Source organism: Megasphaera hexanoica, assembly GCF_043520715.1.
Lineage (GTDB): Bacteria > Bacillota > Negativicutes > Veillonellales > Megasphaeraceae > Megasphaera > Megasphaera hexanoica.
In genome coordinates, this window is sequence record NZ_CP171361.1 from 184078 (window position 1) to 202349 (window position 18272).

The 18272-nt window shown below is 48.4% G+C and carries 14 protein-coding genes; 1 reads left to right on the forward strand and 13 read right to left on the reverse strand.

The features are described 5' to 3' along the window. Positions 1-4 precede the first annotated feature (4 nt). From arcC to ACGTIC_RS00920, 8 genes are all read right to left on the reverse strand, one after another. Positions 5-955 (reverse strand): carbamate kinase, encoded by a 951-nt coding sequence (gene arcC, locus ACGTIC_RS00885; RefSeq protein WP_059076421.1) that lies wholly within the window; start codon positions 953-955, stop codon positions 5-7. 192 nt (positions 956-1147) lie between these two features. After that, a complete protein-coding gene (gene ygeW, locus ACGTIC_RS00890) occupies positions 1148-2344 on the reverse strand; it encodes a knotted carbamoyltransferase YgeW (RefSeq protein ID WP_113856464.1) in 1197 nt (398 codons plus the stop codon). 58 nt (positions 2345-2402) lie between these two features. After that, positions 2403-3716 (reverse strand): YgeY family selenium metabolism-linked hydrolase, encoded by a 1314-nt coding sequence (locus tag ACGTIC_RS00895; RefSeq protein ID WP_307788826.1) that lies wholly within the window; start codon positions 3714-3716, stop codon positions 2403-2405. A gap of 65 nt (positions 3717-3781) precedes the next feature. After that, the gene (gene dpaL / locus ACGTIC_RS00900) at positions 3782-4990 is read right to left on the reverse strand and encodes a diaminopropionate ammonia-lyase (RefSeq protein WP_059076418.1); all 1209 of its coding nucleotides are present in this window, start codon (positions 4988-4990) and stop codon (positions 3782-3784) included. Positions 4991-5160: 170 nt separating this feature from the next. After that, on the reverse strand, positions 5161-6762 hold the full coding sequence (locus ACGTIC_RS00905) for an amidohydrolase family protein (protein ID WP_113856466.1): 1602 nt from the start codon (positions 6760-6762) through the stop codon (positions 5161-5163). After that, entirely contained in the window at positions 6759-7979 is a 1221-nt protein-coding gene (locus ACGTIC_RS00910; RefSeq protein ID WP_113856467.1) for a YgeY family selenium metabolism-linked hydrolase, read from the reverse strand. The genes ACGTIC_RS00905 and ACGTIC_RS00910 overlap by 4 nt, the downstream gene beginning before the upstream one ends. A 372-nt stretch (positions 7980-8351) precedes the next feature. Next, entirely contained in the window at positions 8352-9002 is a 651-nt protein-coding gene (locus ACGTIC_RS00915; RefSeq protein ID WP_059076416.1) for a transcriptional regulator, read from the reverse strand. Between the two features lie 156 nt (positions 9003-9158). Then, positions 9159-10619 (reverse strand): sodium:solute symporter, encoded by a 1461-nt coding sequence (locus ACGTIC_RS00920; protein ID WP_059076415.1) that lies wholly within the window; start codon positions 10617-10619, stop codon positions 9159-9161. Positions 10620-10813: 194 nt separating this feature from the next. Here ACGTIC_RS00920 and ACGTIC_RS00925 point away from each other — a divergent pair, with 194 nt between their 5' ends. Beyond that, positions 10814-11125 (forward strand): DUF6506 family protein, encoded by a 312-nt coding sequence (locus ACGTIC_RS00925; protein ID WP_059076414.1) that lies wholly within the window; start codon positions 10814-10816, stop codon positions 11123-11125. Positions 11126-11211: 86 nt separating this feature from the next. On the opposite strand, the gene larA is transcribed toward ACGTIC_RS00925, so the two are convergent. The 5 genes from larA to ACGTIC_RS00950 form a co-directional block, all read right to left on the reverse strand. Beyond that, positions 11212-12495 (reverse strand): nickel-dependent lactate racemase, encoded by a 1284-nt coding sequence (gene larA / locus ACGTIC_RS00930; RefSeq protein WP_113856468.1) that lies wholly within the window; start codon positions 12493-12495, stop codon positions 11212-11214. 180 nt (positions 12496-12675) lie between these two features. Then, a complete protein-coding gene (locus ACGTIC_RS00935) occupies positions 12676-14097 on the reverse strand; it encodes an FAD-binding oxidoreductase (RefSeq protein WP_075581678.1) in 1422 nt (473 codons plus the stop codon). A gap of 82 nt (positions 14098-14179) precedes the next feature. Beyond that, positions 14180-15715: an L-lactate permease gene (locus ACGTIC_RS00940; protein ID WP_113856469.1), complete on the reverse strand. Its 1536-nt coding sequence runs from the start codon at positions 15713-15715 to the stop codon at positions 14180-14182. A gap of 427 nt (positions 15716-16142) precedes the next feature. Continuing rightward, positions 16143-16943 (reverse strand): pyrroline-5-carboxylate reductase, encoded by an 801-nt coding sequence (gene proC / locus ACGTIC_RS00945; RefSeq protein ID WP_075581680.1) that lies wholly within the window; start codon positions 16941-16943, stop codon positions 16143-16145. A 29-nt stretch (positions 16944-16972) separates the two neighbouring features. Then, positions 16973-18226, reverse strand: coding sequence for a pyridoxal phosphate-dependent aminotransferase (locus ACGTIC_RS00950; protein WP_059076409.1), 1254 nt, complete (start codon positions 18224-18226; stop codon positions 16973-16975). Positions 18227-18272: the final 46 nt, after the last annotated feature.

The window sequence follows — 18272 nt, forward strand, 5'->3', positions numbered from 1 at the left end:
CTCCTTATCCCATATGGATATGCGTACCCGTTTTTCCAAGGATGCCGTCTTTTGCCTTTTCCAAAAGAGTGATAAGGGCCGTACGACCTGGTTTGGATTCGGCAAAACGGACAGCCGCTTGTACTTTGGGCAGCATGGAACCAGGAGCAAACTGGCCTTCCTGTATATAGCGGCGCGCATCGGTTGTCGTCAGATCGTCCAGCCATTGTTCGTCCGGTTTTCCAAATTGGATTGCCACTTTTTCAACGGCTGTGAGGATAATCAGATAATCGGCATCAAGATTTTCTGCCATAAGTTCACTGGCAAAATCTTTATCGATGACGGCGCTGGCACCTTTCAGGTGATTTCCCCGGCACATGACAGGAATCCCGCCACCACCACAGGCAATGACGACCTGCCCCGATTCGACGAGAGTCCGGATTGCCCCAATTTCAATGATTTCCTGTGGCTGGGGAGAGGCAACGACGCGGCGGTAGCCGCGGCCGGCGTCTTCTTTCATGATATAACCGTAATGTTGTTCTGCGAAATCAGCCTGTTCTTTTGTCATAAAATGACCAATCGGTTTGGATGGATGCTCAAAGGCCGGATCCTTTTCGTCAACCCGTACCTGAGTCACCATAGTAGCAACCGGAATATCTTTGATTCCCCGGTTATGTAATTCTTCCCGTAAGGCATTCTGCAGGTCATAGCCAATATAAGCCTGGCTCATGGCGACACAGACTGACAGCGGCGTATTGGGCTGGGCCGGGTTTTCACGACTGAGTGCTGCCATGGCATTATTGATCATCCCGACCTGCGGGCCATTGCCATGAGATACAATGACTTCACAGTTTTCTTCAATAAGATCGACGATTGCCTTGGCTGTAATCTTGACAGCCTTCATCTGTTCGGGGAGCGTATTTCCCAGGGCATTGCCGCCCAGGGCGATGACGATCCGTTTCTTTTTCTGTTCCATATCGTTCCTTCCTTTATATATAAAAGTATCACACCGGTATATTCTTCACTTCCTATGGGGCCTCAGGCCTGAAGCGGAATTTGTACACTTCGCTTTACGCCTGATGCCCAATAGGACAGCCTGAAAAGACAGATGAGGTGCCGGTCCCGGATGGATCGGCACCTCATCAGGCTCACAAAGCAACAAACAGGCTTATTTCATTTTTCTCGGCGTATTGCGTTTTGCCAGTGCTTCCAACGTTTCTACAGGATTCTGGAATTTGGCAAGCATAATCATAGCGGCAATGATGTACGGTTTGTAACTGGCTTCTTTGTAAAGAGGATCGCGATAACGGTCGAATACGGACGCTTCGACTTCCCCATCTTTGCAGCTGACGCCGTTGATATCGGCAGGCAGGCAGTGCAGATAGAGGGCCTTGCCGTCTTTGGTCGTCTTCATGAGGTCTTCCGTGCAGCACCAGTCTTTATGCTGTGCATTCTGGGCCAGCAGTTCTTTTTCCAGGGCATCGATACCGGCCTGATCTCCATCGGCATAGAGTTTCGTCCGTTTTTCCATGGCTTTGAAAGGAGCCCAGCTCTTGGGATATACGACATCGGCATCTTTGAATGCGTCGGCCATGTCATTGGTTACACGGAACGAACCGCCAGAAGCCTGGGCATTTTTCTTAGCCACTTCTTCTACTTCCGGCATGACTTCATAACCTTCCGGATGAGCCAGCACGACGTCCATGCCGAGACGGGTCATGAGGCCGATGACACCCTGCGGTACCGAAAGAGGTTTGCCATAGGACGGAGAGTAGGCCCAGGTCATGGCAATTTTCTTGCCTTTCAGATTCTGGATACCGCCAAAGGTATTGATGATGTGGGCAGCATCTGCCATGCACTGCGTCGGATGATCGATATCACACTGGAGGTTGACCAGCGTCGGTTTCTGTTCGAGGATGCCGTCTTTATACCCCTGGGTAACGGATTTGACGACTTCTTCCTGATATGCATGGCCTTTGCCGATATACATATCATCACGGATACCGATGACATCGGCCATGAAGGAAATCATATTAGCCGTTTCGCGGACGGTTTCGCCATGGGCAATCTGGCTCTTCTTTTCATCCAGATCCTGTACCTGCAGGCCAAGGAGGTTGCAGGCCGATGCAAAGGAGAAGCGGGTACGGGTCGAGTTGTCCCGGAAAATGGAGATTCCCAGGCCACTTTCAAACACGCGGGTAGAAATATTGTGCTGACGCATATAGCGGAGCGCGTCGGCAAGGACCCAGACGGCTTTCAGTTCGTCATCGGTCTTGTTCCAGGTGAGGAAAAAGTCGTTTTCATACATATCCTTGAAATTGAGGGCTTTAAGCTGGTCTAAATAATACTGCAAGTTCTTTTCCATAGTGATACTCTCCTTTTGGCAAATACTATAATAATAGACACTGTATAGTATACATCAATTAGTCTTTGGTGTAGACACTGGGAAGGGCTGCATAAAGAGCGGCGCAAGTGACGAGATCCTGTTTCCATGTCTTTTCATTAGGCGCATGAGCCTGTGCTTCTGCGCCAGGGCCGAAGCCGATGACGGGGATGCCGTTGCGGCCCATAATGGTGACACCGTTCGTCGAGAAGGTCCATTTATCGGTCAGTGGGCGTGCTTTCCGTTCTGCTTCCGTTTCAGCCGAGCCGATACGCGTCGTGCCGAAGAGGTTCGTATAGGCTTCTTCCATGGCTTTGGTCACCTTGTGGTCTTTAGGGATGACCCAGGTCGGGAAATAGCATTCAATAGGATAAGTCAGGCCCGTATAGCTCGGGCGGGAGTATTCATACATGCTGACTTTGACATCATCACCGTATTTTTTGACGCTGGGCAGTGCCCGGATTTCATCGAGGCAGCTCTGCCATGTTTCACCAGCGGTCATACGGCGGTCCAGCGATACGGCGCAGGAGTCAGCAACAGCACAGCGGCTTGGCGATGTGTAGAAAATCTGGGAGCACGTAACAGTGCCACGGCCGAGGAAATTAGCTTCTTCGTATTCAGGATTGTATTTTTTATCGAGCATTTTGACCAGCCCTTTGATTTCCGTGCCATCAGCGGCGTCGTTTTCGTTGAGAGCCCGTACGTCCTGAAGGATATCGGCCATCTTATAGATAGCATTATCACCTCGTTCAGGAGCGCTGCCGTGGCAGGATACGCCCTGGACATCGATGCGGATTTCCATACGGCCCCGCTGACCGCGATAAATGCCGCCATCTGTCGGTTCAGTCGATACGACAAATTCCGGGCGGACGCCGTCTTCTTTGATGATATACTGCCAGCAGAGACCATCGCAGTCTTCTTCCTGTACAGTACCGGTAACGAGAACGGTGTATTTATCAGACAGGAGACCCAGGTCTTTCATGATACGGGCGCCATAGACAGCCGATACAATACCACCGCACTGGTCAGATGTACCACGGCCACCGATTTCCGTTTCCGTTTCAAAACCCTTGTACGGATCAAATTCCCAGTTGTCCTTGTTGCCAATGCCTACCGTATCGATATGGGCATCAAATGCGATGAGTGTCTTGCCGCTGCCCATGTAACCGAGGACATTGCCCATGGGGTCGATTTCTACTTTATCGAAATCAAGAGCCCGCATTTCCTGTGCTATCCGGTCGATATGAGCTTTTTCATCGCAGCTTTCACCGGGATACTGTACGATTTCCCGTAAGAATTTTGTCATGTTTTTTTCGTAGCCCTTTGCGGCTTCTTTGATTTTGCTGTAATCCAGTGCCATGTTGTACTGCTCCTTTTCATGAAAATATAGGTACTATCCTGTATACTATGTTTCACTCGTTATTTATCGAGGCCTTTCCAGACAATGTTTTTATACCGCTGTGGATCCGTATCACCTTCGGTGGAGAAGACCAGGACATTGGCTGTTTCATCCAGTCCCAGTTCTTTGCGGACATCGGCACAGTCATCGCTGGTCATGAGAACCGACAAAGCTCCAAAGGGAGCTGCGCCGGACTCACCGGATGTGATGGCCGGATCGCCTTTAATCGGGGCTCCCAGCATGCGCATCCCCTGGGCTGCCACCCAGTCAGGCGCTGCAACGAACATCTTGACGTGATTCTTGAGGATATCCCAGGAAATAGTATTGGGTTCCCCGCAGGCAAGCCCTGCCATAATGGTCTGCATGTCCCCATCGACGATGCGCGGTTTGCCATCACCGGCTGCGGCACCTTTGTAAAGGCAGGCCGCTGCTTCGGCTTCGACGACGACGAATACGGGCGGATTATCTTTATAGAGGTTGGAGAAGAATCCGACGACAGCACCGGCCAGCGAACCGACACCAGCCTGGACGAATACGTGGGTCGGCCGGTCTATTCCCTGTTCATTTAACTGCTGGGCAGCTTCCATGGCCATCGTGCCATAACCCTGCATGATCCACGAAGGGATTTCTTCATATCCGTCCCATGCCGTATCCTGTACGATGACGCCCCGCGGCGTTTCGGATGCTTCTTTTGCAGCCTGACGTACACAGTCGTCGTAATTGAGATCAAGGATATCGACTTTGGCACCGAGTTTCCTGATATTTTCCAACCGGGTCTGTGTCGTCCCCTTCGGCATATGTACGACAGCGTTCTGACGCAGTTTATTCGCTGCCCAGGCTACGCCCCGGCCGTGATTTCCGTCTGTTGCCGTAAAGAACGTGGCCGTGCCAAATTCATCGTGGAGCTTATCTGATGTCAGTACATCGTAGGGCAGTTCCGATACATCTTTTCCCGTTTCTTTGGCAATATATTTTGCCATGGAATAGGACCCGCCCAATACTTTGAATGCGTTGAGGCCGAAACGGTACGATTCATCTTTGACGAAAAGAGAACCGAGGCCGAAATATGCAGCCATCTTAGGAAGTTTCGTCAGCGGCGTTTCCTTATACTGGGGAAAGCTCTGATGAAAGGTCCGTGCTTTTTTGACTTCTTCAACGGACATAATGGGAAGATTTTTATCTTCCGTCTTGGGCATGTGGTTCATGACCCATTTCATGGTATCTGCCATGGTATTCATCCTCCTTGTCGTGCTATCTGTTCCTGAAAGCCCATTTCTTTTACTAAAAATATTTTTGCTCATCAAAAAGTTTTTGTATACTTAGAAGTATATCATGATTTTCCATTTTTGCAAGATGTTAGCTAAATTTTTTTTAGGTTAAATATATTTTTTTGTCGCATTTAGACAATGTATCCATGATTTTTTATCAAGACCCGGCCTGACCGGGCATCCGTATGAGTACCGTGGTCCACAGTCAATGCGCCATTTACATAGACCTGTTCTATGCCTTCCGGAAATTGGACAGGTTCAGTAAAGGTCGCCCTGTCCCGAATAGTGCCGTCCTTAAAAATTATCAGGTCTGCTGCCTTTCCAGCGGCCAGCACGCCCCGGTCACGCAGGCGGAATGCCGATGCCGCTTTTCCTGTCATCTTGTGTATTGCTTCTTCCAGCGAAAAGACCGGATTTTCCCTTACATATTTACGCAGCACATAGGGAAACGCACCATACAGGCGTGGATGAGGATGACTGCCATACAGCCCGTCTGTACTCAGATTCATTTCCGGCCGTTTCATGAACTGCAATACGTGATTTTCCTGACAATAAAAATCAATCATCCGTACATCATTTTTTTCTTCATACAGTAAATCAAAGACTGCGTTATACGGATCTTTTCCCCGTTTTTCTCCCAGTTCAATGAGATTGAGGCCGACGGCATCCTGATTTCTTTCGCTCCCGACGCTGGAAACATAAATCTGGTCGGGACCGGCAAAATCGATGAAGTCATCCCAGCCGGGAATACCCTTCTGGATGTCAGCAATCATTTTCTGCCGCAGCGTCCGATCAGAGAGGCGCCGGAGTACGCAATCGGTACCGCCTTCCATGACCCACGGCGGCAGAATGGCGCTCATCATCGTACTGCCTGCCGTATAAGGCGTCTGGTCAAAACTGATATTTATCCCCTCGGCTTCAGCTTCATCGAGAAGGCGGAGTACCTGGGGGATATACTGCCAGTTTTTCCGGCCACAGACTTTAAAATGGGAAATATGAAGATGGACGCCAGACTGACGGGCAATGTCGATGATTTCTTTCATAGAGGCGACAATCGTATCAGCCTCGCTCCGCTGATGGACGACAAAGCATCCCTGGTACTCTGCCACGACCCGGCACATGGCGATGAGTTCTTCTTTCCCGCCATAGACGCAGGGAAGGTAAATGAGACCAGAAGACAGACCTACAGCGCCGCCTTCCATTTCTCTCCGAGTGATATCGGCCATCTTCTGCAATTCTGCATCTGATGGCTGCCGGTTTTCAAGTCCCATCGCTTCCATCCGGATATTGCCGTGTGGTACGAGATAGCATTCGTTGATTCCCGGCCGCGCAGCCCGTATCCGGTTCAGATACCCGGCTGTCGTATGGTAATGCCAGTCTATGCGGTCTGAATCCTCACCGATACCGGCCAGGTTATGGCGCCACGTCGCAATGTAAGTTTCTGGCAGGGGGGCTACGGATATGCCATCCTGTCCCAGGATTTCTGTCGTTACCCCCTGCATGACCTTTGGCAGGACGCGGCTGTCCTGCAGTACTTCGATATCACTGTGGCTGTGGGTATCAATGAATCCTGGCGCTACGATACACCCCGATGCATCAACACAGGACATTCCTTCAGACGGTTCGATGTGACCGATTGCCCCGATACGGTCCCCATCGATGAGAACATCCGCTTTATACCGTTCCGTTCCCGTACCATCTACAATAGTCCCATTTTGAATGAGAATACTCATACACATGCACCCCCTTTACCTGGCAGGAACCGTTCCTGCAACAGGGCCCCCATTACTGCCACATAGCAGGTAACAGCGCCGGTAAGCTGGGAAAGTTCTATGTATTCATCTACTGTATGAGCCAGGTCTTCCCGGCTGGGTCCCAGTCCGATTGTGGGAATGTGGGCTTCACCGGCATAGTGGCTGCCATTGGTGCAAAAGTTATACTGGCGGATAGCCGGTGTGAATCCGGCCTGTTTCATCGCGTCAGCTGCTGCCTGAACAAAGTCAGCCTGTTTATCGTACAGCCAGCCCGGGAAAAAACGTTCTCCTTCTATATCTGCACCAGTATAGCACCGTTCTCTGCCTACGGCATAGGACAGGCGGTAAGACGCCTCTCCATCTTGTTCCATCAAGGTGTGGAGTGCCTGTTTCAGCGGTGCCAGGACGGATTCCTTTGTTTCCCCTGTCAGCAGACGACGGTCGTACGTAGCCCGGCAGTAATCGGGAACGACCGAAGCCCCGGGATAAGGTGAAGATTTGATATCGGTCAATTCCAGGATTCCTTTTCCCAGTACGGGATGAACGGGAGCCGGTACCTGCTGCAGACATGCAATAGCCTTACACATTTTGTATACGGCATTGACGCCTTTTTCCGGATTGGCAGAATGACAAGACTTCCCTTTTGATTCAAGGACAATTTCAGCCCGCCCGCGCTGGCCTACTTTAAGATCGAGGCCGGAAGCTTCTCCGATGATGACATAGTCGGGACGGATGGCCTGACTGATGGCGCGGGCTGCGACGCCTTCAAAGCATTCTTCATGAACGACGGCAGCGATATACAGGGTACCGGCAAACTTCTTTTTTGTCTGTCTGGCAAACCGTACTGCCCCGACCGTCATGGCGGCCAGTGCGCCTTTCATATCGCTGGCACCACGACCATACAGACGGTTTCCATGTATATCTCCGGCAAAGGGAGGGTAGGTCCAGGTTGTTTCATCTTCAACGGGAACCGTGTCGATATGGCCATCAAAGAGTACGACTGGTCCCGGCCGGTCTCCCTTGATAGAAGCCAGCGTATTCCCATAGTCATCTACCTGAATCGTATCAAATACACCTTGCTCTTTCATATACGTCTGCAGTACGAGACTAGCGCCTTTTTCCTGTCCGGACAAGCTTGGCTGGCGGATCAGTGCCTGACACAGTTTCCGGACTTCTTCACAAGATATGGTTTCCACGCCACATTCCTCCTTTATGTTATCAATGCAGCCAGGGGATATTCCCCTTTCTTCTTTGTTATGGTACGCATAATCTAACTTTTTGTCAATATTTTATATAAAAACTAAAAAATATTTTTGTATTTATCTTGACAAATATCTAAAAGATACGTATTATTATATGCATTACAGTAATACTATTTTAGATAAGGATGATTTATATGAATACATTAGTGCAAAAAACAGGGCGGGCCGCCCGTCTGGCCATCCAGGCAATCTATACCATCAATCGTCTTCTGGCACTTCCAGCGACTCATCAGAACTAATGACATGTATCATGCCCAAAGGGGGCTGTCGCATACCGTACGGCATGTGACAGCCCCCTTTCTGTCCCTAAACGGGTGCATCATCATCATTACTGCTGTCAATATAACTGTACAGCGTATACTTGGAGATGCCAAAGTATTTGGAAATTTTATCCCCCGCTTTGGTAATCAGCAGGGCTCCATGGTCATTGAGGAATTTAATCGCCCGGATTTTATCATCGCGCGTCATGAGCGGCACAGGTTTTCCTACCTGACGGGTCGATTCTTCAATAAGTTCCTGCAGAAGTTCCGTTACATTGTGCGGAATACTGCCCGTTTCACCCTTCTGCGACGTAATAGATACCAGCGGGTTAATGGCATTGCTGACCATCATCAATTCAGTAATATCAAAATTGAGAGAAAAAATACCGATGATTTTCTGCTGTTCATCACGGATGTAAATAGTCGTCGATTTCAGGATACGCCCATCCTTTGTCTTTGTCAGGTAACTGCCATCGGTGTGCAGTTTTTCCGGTTTGCCGCTCAATGCCTCCAGAACAGCCATAGACGGACCATCTCCTACTTTCCGGTGCGTAACATGCCCATTTTCAATGGCAACAATGGAATGTTCCGCATTGTCCCCACTGAGGTCATGGACGACGACTTCACAGCTGGGCCCGAACTGCTGTGCAATACCCCGGGCTAATTGTTTCAAAAAAGTAAGCATATTTTCTTTCATCGGTCAACGACTCCGTTTCCTAATATACACGAGCAAAAATTTGTTTTTCAGTCATGACAAATTTTCATTATCACCTTAATTTACTATACCATATTCTGCTCCGTAAAAGCAAAGTAAAATCGCATAAAACCGAAAAAGAACTACTTTATAGCCGAATCAGGATTCGTGTTCATCATAAGCCAGTTCTGTCGTTTTTTCTTTCGGCGGCATCAATTTGGAGAAAATGATAAATGCTATGAAGCTCACAACCAGACCCGGCAGGATAGGCTGGCCGAACTTAATACCAAAAATGACACCGTGGGTAAACTGTTCCAGATACACGACGACAATCGTACCGGCAATAAGTGATGCCATCGTCCCTGCAAGAGATGCGCCTTTCCAGTATAAACCGATGACATATGGGAAGAAAGCACCGGCTGCACGGAGCGAGAAGGAAAACATAAGAATCGTAATAATGCTCGATGTATTGAATAATGCAACGAGCAGGGAAAGCAATCCTGCCAGGACCATGACAATCTTGGCAACTTTCATAACCTCTTCATCGGTCGCTTCCGTTTTAATGTACTGGCGATAAATATCATTGGCAAAAATAGATCCGGCTCCCAGAAGGTCCGAACTGGCACTAGACATCGTTGCCGAAATGACACCAGCAAAGAGGATGCCACAAACGAGAGGCGGCATAGCCGCTACGGCCAGAACCGGCAGGGCATAGCGTGAACCGACACTTTGGAACTGAGTCGCATCAAAGATGCCCATATTAATGAGAGCCAATACGATGACGCCCAGAGTCGCCGGAATAAATCCATAGATGAAATTGATGATAGCAGCCATGACAGACCCTTTCTGGGCAGTCCGACCATCACGGGCTGCATAATACCGTGATACTGCTTCTTGTCCTACCGTAAAGGTAGTAATATACATGACAGTCAGGGCAATGACATCGATGACACTGTAACCGGAAAAAAGATCCAGTGATTCTGCCGGTACATTGGCCACGACATTATCCCATCCTCCTGCCAGATTGAGAGCGTAAGGAAGAGCTACGGCCATACCAAATACGATGAAAAAGACCTGTACAAAATCGGTAAGCGTAACAGACCAGAGACCTCCCATGACAGAATAAATCGTAACGATGACACAAATAGCGATGACGGAGACTTTAAAGCTGATACCCATCATCGTCGAGAGAATGACGGCTGATGCAATCATTTGCCCTGCCGTCAGGCCAATAAGGGGCAGAAACATGACGATAGCCGTAATGATGCCCGGAAGCCGGCCATAGCGGCGGCGGAAATATTCCGGTACGGTCTTGACTGTCGATGCCCGGAATTTTGGAGCCAGGAAAGTCAGGATGACAAAGGCGAAACCCATGGCAATGACATACCAGGCCGCGCTGATACCGTATTTTCCCATGCCCTGCTGGACAACGCCCAGCGAACTGCCACCACCGATTTCCGTGGCAGCCAGCGTCCCTGCCATCAGAATGGGTCCCAGACGGCGGCCGGCAACCATGAAGTCCGCATTGCCGGAAATCATGTGTTTAGAATACCAGCCGATGAAAAGCATAAATGCCATGTATGCGATGACAACGGCGGCTACAATAATAGATCCACTCATACAAATCCCTCCTTAATGATATGATAGTAACAAGTAGTGGTTATATTTTTATCATATCTACAAACTAAATTTTTGTCAATTATTCAAAATATTTTTCATCTCTCACCGCCTTTCTTTTATGACCGATGCATCTTGCATTTCTTCTTTCTCTTTCGTATGATATACCTATCAATATGAAAAGGAGACGATATGGTATGAGTTATCAGGCAGCATTCATGTATATTGCCCCGGGAAATGATCCGGAAAAGCAGAAAGCCGTCATCCCTGGACCCGGTCTCGACCTGACCGTAGTCGGTGTCAAATCCTATGAAGAAGCCGTCAAAGAAGCAAAAAAACTGGTAGAAAACGGAGTAGGTGCCATTGAATTATGCGGTGGCTTCGGCGTAGAAGGGACGGCCATGATCAAGCAGGCCGTTGCCGGCAAGGCCTCAATCGGCGTCGTCCGCTTTGATATCCATCCTGGCATGGGCAATAAGAGCGGTGATTCATTTTTCATCAAGAAATAACAATACAGTAGCAAGCAATACATAGTATTTAAAAAGCGGTGTGTACAAATCATTGTACACACCGCTGTGTTTATGTCATTCTATTGTTACTTGACAATAACCGACACGCCATCGGGAATGACCGTAACTTTCGGGTCAGCCACACCTTTTGCCGCCAGAAGCTTCTTCGCCATAGCAAAGGCTTCGTCAATATTCGCCGCATATTTCAGATGCATAGCTTCTACCATATCTTTAGGGGCATCAGTTACCATTATGATATCAAAATGGAGCAATAAACGCAATAGTATCTGCGATTCCCACTGGTCAAAGATCGTTTCATTCCGATCACGGGCCAGGATTTCATCCATGGCCTTCTGCAGATCATCGGCCTGTTTCAACGTGTTAAAGAAATCTTCGCCGCCATGTCCATCACTGCAGCTGGAGCAATCGATAATGACACCACCATCTTTACAGGTTGCTTCTGCAGCCGTCATGCCTTTGACAGACTGGTAGATATTCTGATCGAGAGGATAGCCGCCATTCGTCGTTACGACAATATCAGCCGGAACCGGTTTGACACCGGCCAGTTTCATTTCAAATTCTACCCCTTTATAATGGGCCTGTTCCCGGTCACCGGCAAAAGCGGCGATGACTTTTTTATCGGCATCGATGACGACGTTGCAGATAAATGCCAGTTTAGCCGCTTTGGCTGCATAAAGCATATCTTTATGGATGGGATTGCCTTCGAGGATGCCTGTACGGGCATAGGGGCTGTTAATGAATTCCGAGCAGTGGTTAGCCAGAACTGTAATCTTGCTGGCAATACCTGGCAGAACGGATTTCCGGCCACCGGACATGCCGGCAAAGAAATGCGGTTCGATGAATCCTTCTGAAATCAGGAGATCCGTATTAACGGCCGCCTTATTAATCAGGCATTCTCCACCGGAAGGCAGCGTACCGATGCTGACCATATCAGCGTCATTACGGCTGACGTGAATGATGAACTTTTCCTTTTCAGCGATTTCTTTTCCGTATTTGGCAACCAGTTCTTCATGAGTAGTCGGACGATGCATCCCTGTTGCAACCAGAATGGTTATATCAATATCCGGATTGCCCTTGCGCAATTCTGCCAGCAGCTGTGGCATGATGACATGGCTCGGTACCGGACGGGTATGGTCACTGGAAATAATGGTACACGTCTTTTTCCCTTTGGCCAGTTCGCTCAGACGAGGACTGCCAATCGGATTAGCCAGTGCATCCGCAACGAGTTCTTCTTCTGATTTGGGCGCTTTATATTCATGGGCATGCGAAAGCAGTACACCTGCTACTTGTTCATCAGGCAGTTCAAAATGAATATGTCCCTTACCAAAAGGGATGGAAAATTTCTGCATATATATCCCAGCCTTTCTGTGTTATGAACGAAACATGACGCCTTACCACATATTCTGCCCGGTACAGCAAAGAGGCTGTCACTACAAGAACAGCCTCTTTACATCAACAGAGTATCAGATTTCAGACGATACATTCAAAGAATTCTGCATCTTTTTCGGCTGTACCGGCAGACGGTATGATTATTCTTCTACAGGAACTTCGTCGTTAATGCTGATTACTTTGCCCGGATTCATGATATTCTTCGGATCCAGTGCTTTCTTCACGGCTTTCATCAGTTTGACTTCTACAGGGTTCGTGTATTTTTCAAGGAGAGCTTCCCGTTTATAGCCAATGCCGTGTTCACCGGAGAGGCGGCCGCCCAGGCTGTATACGAGAGCGTAGATTTCGCCCTGGATCTTCGGCAGCATTTCTTCCCATTCTTCCTGGGTGCGGTCATCTTTCAGAATATCAATATGGACGTTGCCATCGCCGCAGTGGCCGGCGCAGTGCATAGCGACATCGTATTTTTCGGAAAGGCGGGAAATCTGCTGTACAGCACCGGGGATTTCCGTCATAGGAACGACGATATCTTCCATGGAGAATACGAGGCTGCGGGCACGGTCGGCTTCCAGATATGCTTTACGGGATTTCCAGATAACTTTCGGGTCAGCGACGAGGGAGTCGATGGCTTTATTTTCTTCTGCAATTTCAACAATTTTTTCTGTCTGTTCATCGAGAACGTCTTCATTGTCACCGGCAATCTGAATGATGATATAGTTACCATTGTCAGAATGAGGCAGTTTTTCATCGAGGAATACTTCTACCTGTTTAATAGAGGCATTGTCCATGAATTCTACGCAGACCGGAGTAATACCGGCATTCATGACTTTCGGTGTCAGGGCGATAGCATCGTCGAGATTGTCGAATATGAGCAGCAGGTCAGCCTGATATTTAGGCAGGGAAACGAGTTTCAGATAAATCTTGGTAATGATGCCCAGCGTCCCTTCAGAACCGATATAGAGGTGCATGAGCATATAACCCGTTGCATTTTTACGGAATTTACCGCCCAGTGTGACTACTTCGCCCTGCGGGGTAACGACTTCAATGCCCATGACCTGGTCACGGGTTACACCGTATTTAACGGCCCGGTTGCCGCCGGCATTGGTTGCTACGTTACCGCCGATGAAGCAGGAGTCCCCGCTGCAGGGGTCGCCGCCATAAAACAGGCCTTCTTTTTGTACTTCTTCCTGCAAGACAGCCGTCGTAACGCCCGGTTCTGTGACGCATACCATGTTCTGTTTATCGATTTCAAGGATTTTGTTCATCCGTTCGATAGAGATGATGACACCGCCGAATGTGGCGACAGCACCGGCAGCCAGGCCTGTACCAGCGGCACGGGGAACCATGACCGTGTCGTTGTCATAGCAGAGCTTTACGACTTTGGCTACTTCTTCCGTATTAGCCGGCAGGACGACGACCTGCGGTTCTTTCATATAATGAGGATCCGTTACTTCGTCATGGGAATACGGTTCCAGTTTGTCTTTATCGGTATATACATACTTTTCACCAACGATAGCCTTTAACTGTTCAATAAGTTCCGGTGTAACAATACCTTTAGCCATAATAAAATTCCTCCTCTAAATACAAAACACTTTACATGTTGTATAAAACCGGCAGAAAACCGGTGCATAGCCACTAATTACATTACAAAGTCAGGAAACTGGGGATGATAAATGTCAGGATACCGGCAATGACCAGCAGACACAGGCAGTAGCCGGCTGTCCCGCGCATAATTTCCCCTTCTTTTCCTTCTGCCAGAGCTCCGACAGCACCGACGCCGAGAGCAATGCTCTGGGGTGACAGCATCTTGCCTATACAACCACCAAGTGAGCTGGCACCGGCCATCCATGCCGGGCTCATGCTCAGAGTGGACGCAACAGAAGTCTGGAGCGGTCCGAATAGTACGTTGGCATTGGTGCAGGATCCGGTAATGAAAGCACCGATAGCACCCACAAAGGGAGCAAATACAGGATATGCATTGCCTGTCGCAAAGACCAAAGCATCGGCAATCTCCTTAGTCATACCGGAATACGTCATGACCTTGGCTACGATAACGACAGTGATAATCGTCAGGAATGTATATCTCAGGCCGACAAAGTTATCAACAAATACGCTCCATATCTTTCCAAAAGAAGCCCCCTGGATTTTACCACCAATGATAGACGCAATCAAAATCATGATACCTGGCGTTGCCACCCAGACGAATGTATACGGTTTGGCACCAGCACCGGCATAGATAGGAACAGATGTCTTGATGGAAGCCAACGGACCGTTGATGAACGGAATGAGTTTGGATGTAAACACGAGGAGCACGAAAATCAAAATGAAAATCATTGCCGCCCGGACACCTTCGCCGAAGGAAACAGGCTGGATATCTTCTGTCTTTACATCCAGTTTATAGTCGGGATCATCGATCTTGACGGCCCGGGAATACAGTACGATGACCGCCATGATAATTACAGAGGACACCATGACCGGGAGCTCTGCCCCGATAGTCATAGAAATCAGCAATTCAGGGATTGCCAGTGCCAGGCCGGAAAGCAGTGTGATAATGCCGACACCTTTCAGGGCTTTCACCCCGCCACCGATGCAGATGACCATTAAAAACGGGGCAATCAGATCGGGAATAAAGGATACAACCGAAACGTTCGTTGCCAGCGTGACGGCATCGATGCCGGTTATAGCAGCCATTGTCGATGTCGGAATGCCAATAGAGCCAAAAGATGGTGCTACGGCATTAGAAATAAGGCAGGCAATGATCGTCCGTATGGGCGGATATCCCAGAGCAACCAGCATAGCCGCCGGGATAGCTACGGCCGTACCAAATCCGGCCATCCCTTCCATGAAAGTCCCAAAGCCCCAGGCAATGAGCAGAAACAGCACACGTTTATCTTCACTAACCGTAGTCAGCATCTGCTTAATTGTATCAAAACTGCCTGTAGCAACTGTCAGTTTATAAGCAAATAAAGCCATAATGATGACAAGTAAAATCGGCCACACCGCCAGGGCTACCCCTTCCAGTGCCGCAGAAACAGCAATGCCCACAGGCATATCAAAGGCAAAGACAGCAATGACAAATGCAATGATTGCCGCAATCGGGCACGCTTTCCACCCAGCCATCTTCAAAAATCCCAATGCTACAATCAGAAATAGTATCGGGAGCAAAGCAAGCAGAACCATTCAAACCACCCTTTCATCAAACACCATGTTTCATGCCCCTAACAGGCAGGTGGCTCATTCATAGCCAGAATCATGAATAAGACCAGTTCTTTTGTGATTATCTCCGGAGTCAATCTCATGATTTAATTATACAACGGAGACGCAGGTAAGTAAATTACATTTATACATATAATCTATATGTATTTCACAACGTATCAATGCCTAAATTGATAATTCTGCATGATTGTTTTATTAATTTAATTTATTATATATTTTTTTTAATATTATTAATGTCGTTCAACAATTCACATACATGCTATGATTTTTTATAATACCTAAATGGAATTATGCGTTATTCCATTTAGGTATATAACATAAAAATAACCGGTTTACAAAACACATTTTGTAAACCGGTTGTTCTATATATGGTGTTAACGTTTAACTTTAACTACAAGTTCTTGTTTTTTTCAGCAGACGCAATAACGGCATTCATCGCCGCAGCACGGAACCCACTTTCTTCCAGAACGCGTACAGCTTCGATAGTCGTACCGCCGGGAGAGCAGACATCATCTTTCAGCTTGCCCGGATGTTCCCCTGTTTCAAGGACCATCTTTGCCGCTCCCAGAACAGTCTGCGCGGCAAAAGTATATGCCATAGGCCGGAACATTCCTTCCCGCACCCCGGCATCAGCCAGCGCTTCAATGAACATATACACAAAAGCCGGACCACTCCCGCTCAGGCCACAGACAGCATCGATAAGCCGTTCTTCCACGACTTCGGCCTTGCCGAAACTGCGGAAAATAGCGACGGAATCATCCTTTTCATCATCTGTTACAGCTTCATTAAAACAAAGGGCCGCCATACCTTCTCCTACCATAGAAGGCGTGTTTGGCATGACGCGGACGATTTTTGTTCCTGCCGGCATGGCATCAGCCAGGCGCTGCAGGGTAAGGCCGGCAGCGATGGAAATCATCACTTTGTCCGGTGTTACAGCCTGATAAATGTCCTTCAGGACACCGGGCATGATAAACGGCTTGACCGCCAGGATGACCGCCTGGGACTGCTGCACTAATCCGGCAGCCGAATCAACGACAGCGGCACCGGTTTCATCAGCCAGGCGCTGGGCCTTTTCCGTATGGATATTGTACAATATGAGCTGTTTCCCTTCGATCAGGCCGGACCGGACCAGCCCCATAGCAATGGCCCGTCCCATATTCCCTGTCCCGATAATGCCGATTGTTTCAAACATAGGATATCCCTCCCCTATACAGCAAACGATTACTGCACAATGCCAGCTGCATCGACGGCCGCCTTTACCTTGGCTGCCAGACCGGCAATCTTCTTTTTGGATACAGAGCAGACGGCCAGGCGGATACCTTTTTTCAGCGGAACAAGGTAAATATGTTCTTTTTCAAGGGCGGCACATACCTTATCCGAACCAATCATGGGAATAGTAATGAAGAAACCTGACAGATATGGCAGAATTTTCAGACCACAGTCAGCCGCTTCTTTCATAAATATGTCTGCCCGTTCTTTAATCATCTGGAAATACTGTGCCCGTTCTGCATCGAGGCGGGCTACTTTTTCCGGATCTTTCGTAATTTCTATCATCGTCCACATAGCAGAGCTGGTCGGATTGGACCAGGTAGCACGGGCGGTGTACTTATTAATAGCCGTAAATTCATCAGCTACGTCTTCACTGGAGGTGATTCCGATCATCGCACCCATACGCTGGCCATACAGGGTAAAGCCCTTAGAACAGGTATATGCGACGATAGGAAGGATATTAGCCGGCAGATTCCCAAACTTTTTGAAGAAACGGCGGCATTCCTGTTTTTCCCCACTGTAGTCGAGATACGCTACATCGGAAACGAGGATAATGTTTTTATCTTTTCCTTCGACAGCTGATTTAATAAAAGAAAGGACGGCATCCCATTCATCCAGATTCAGTCCGAATCCTGTAGGATTATTGGCAGGAGAATTAAGGATAATGACTGTATTATGCTGTTTATTGACGAGGTCCTGCAGATTTTCAGAAAAACTCTTCATATTGAATTTTCCATCATCCGTCAGCAGTTCAAATTCGCGGAGGACGCGGTTGTCGTCACGGATAATATTGCGGTATGCTCCCCAACACCAATCTGTCGTGAGTACTTCATCACCCGGTTCAGAATAGTTGTGAACTGCCGTATGGATAGCGCCGGAGCCGCCAGGTGTGGCAATAGCGCGGATATACCCTTCCGGGCGGGAATCACAGAAGCACTGGTCGATAGCCGCATCGAGATATTCCGGGAAGCCCGGAATCGGTGCATAGGCTACAATCTGATTTGGTGTCAGTTGTTTCAATGTATCCTTTACAATCTGCAGTACGACGAGATCGCCATTTTCATCAATAATGGAACCAATCGTACCGTTTATAACAGCATCAGCCCCATTTTTCTTGACATCTTCTGTGCAACGTGCCGCAGCGGCCATAATAGCATCAGCAGCAAACTTACCTTTTGCATGATTAGCAGCAACACTCATACCCATGTAAAATCAACTCCCCTTTTTTAGTTACCTATTCATTTATACCACA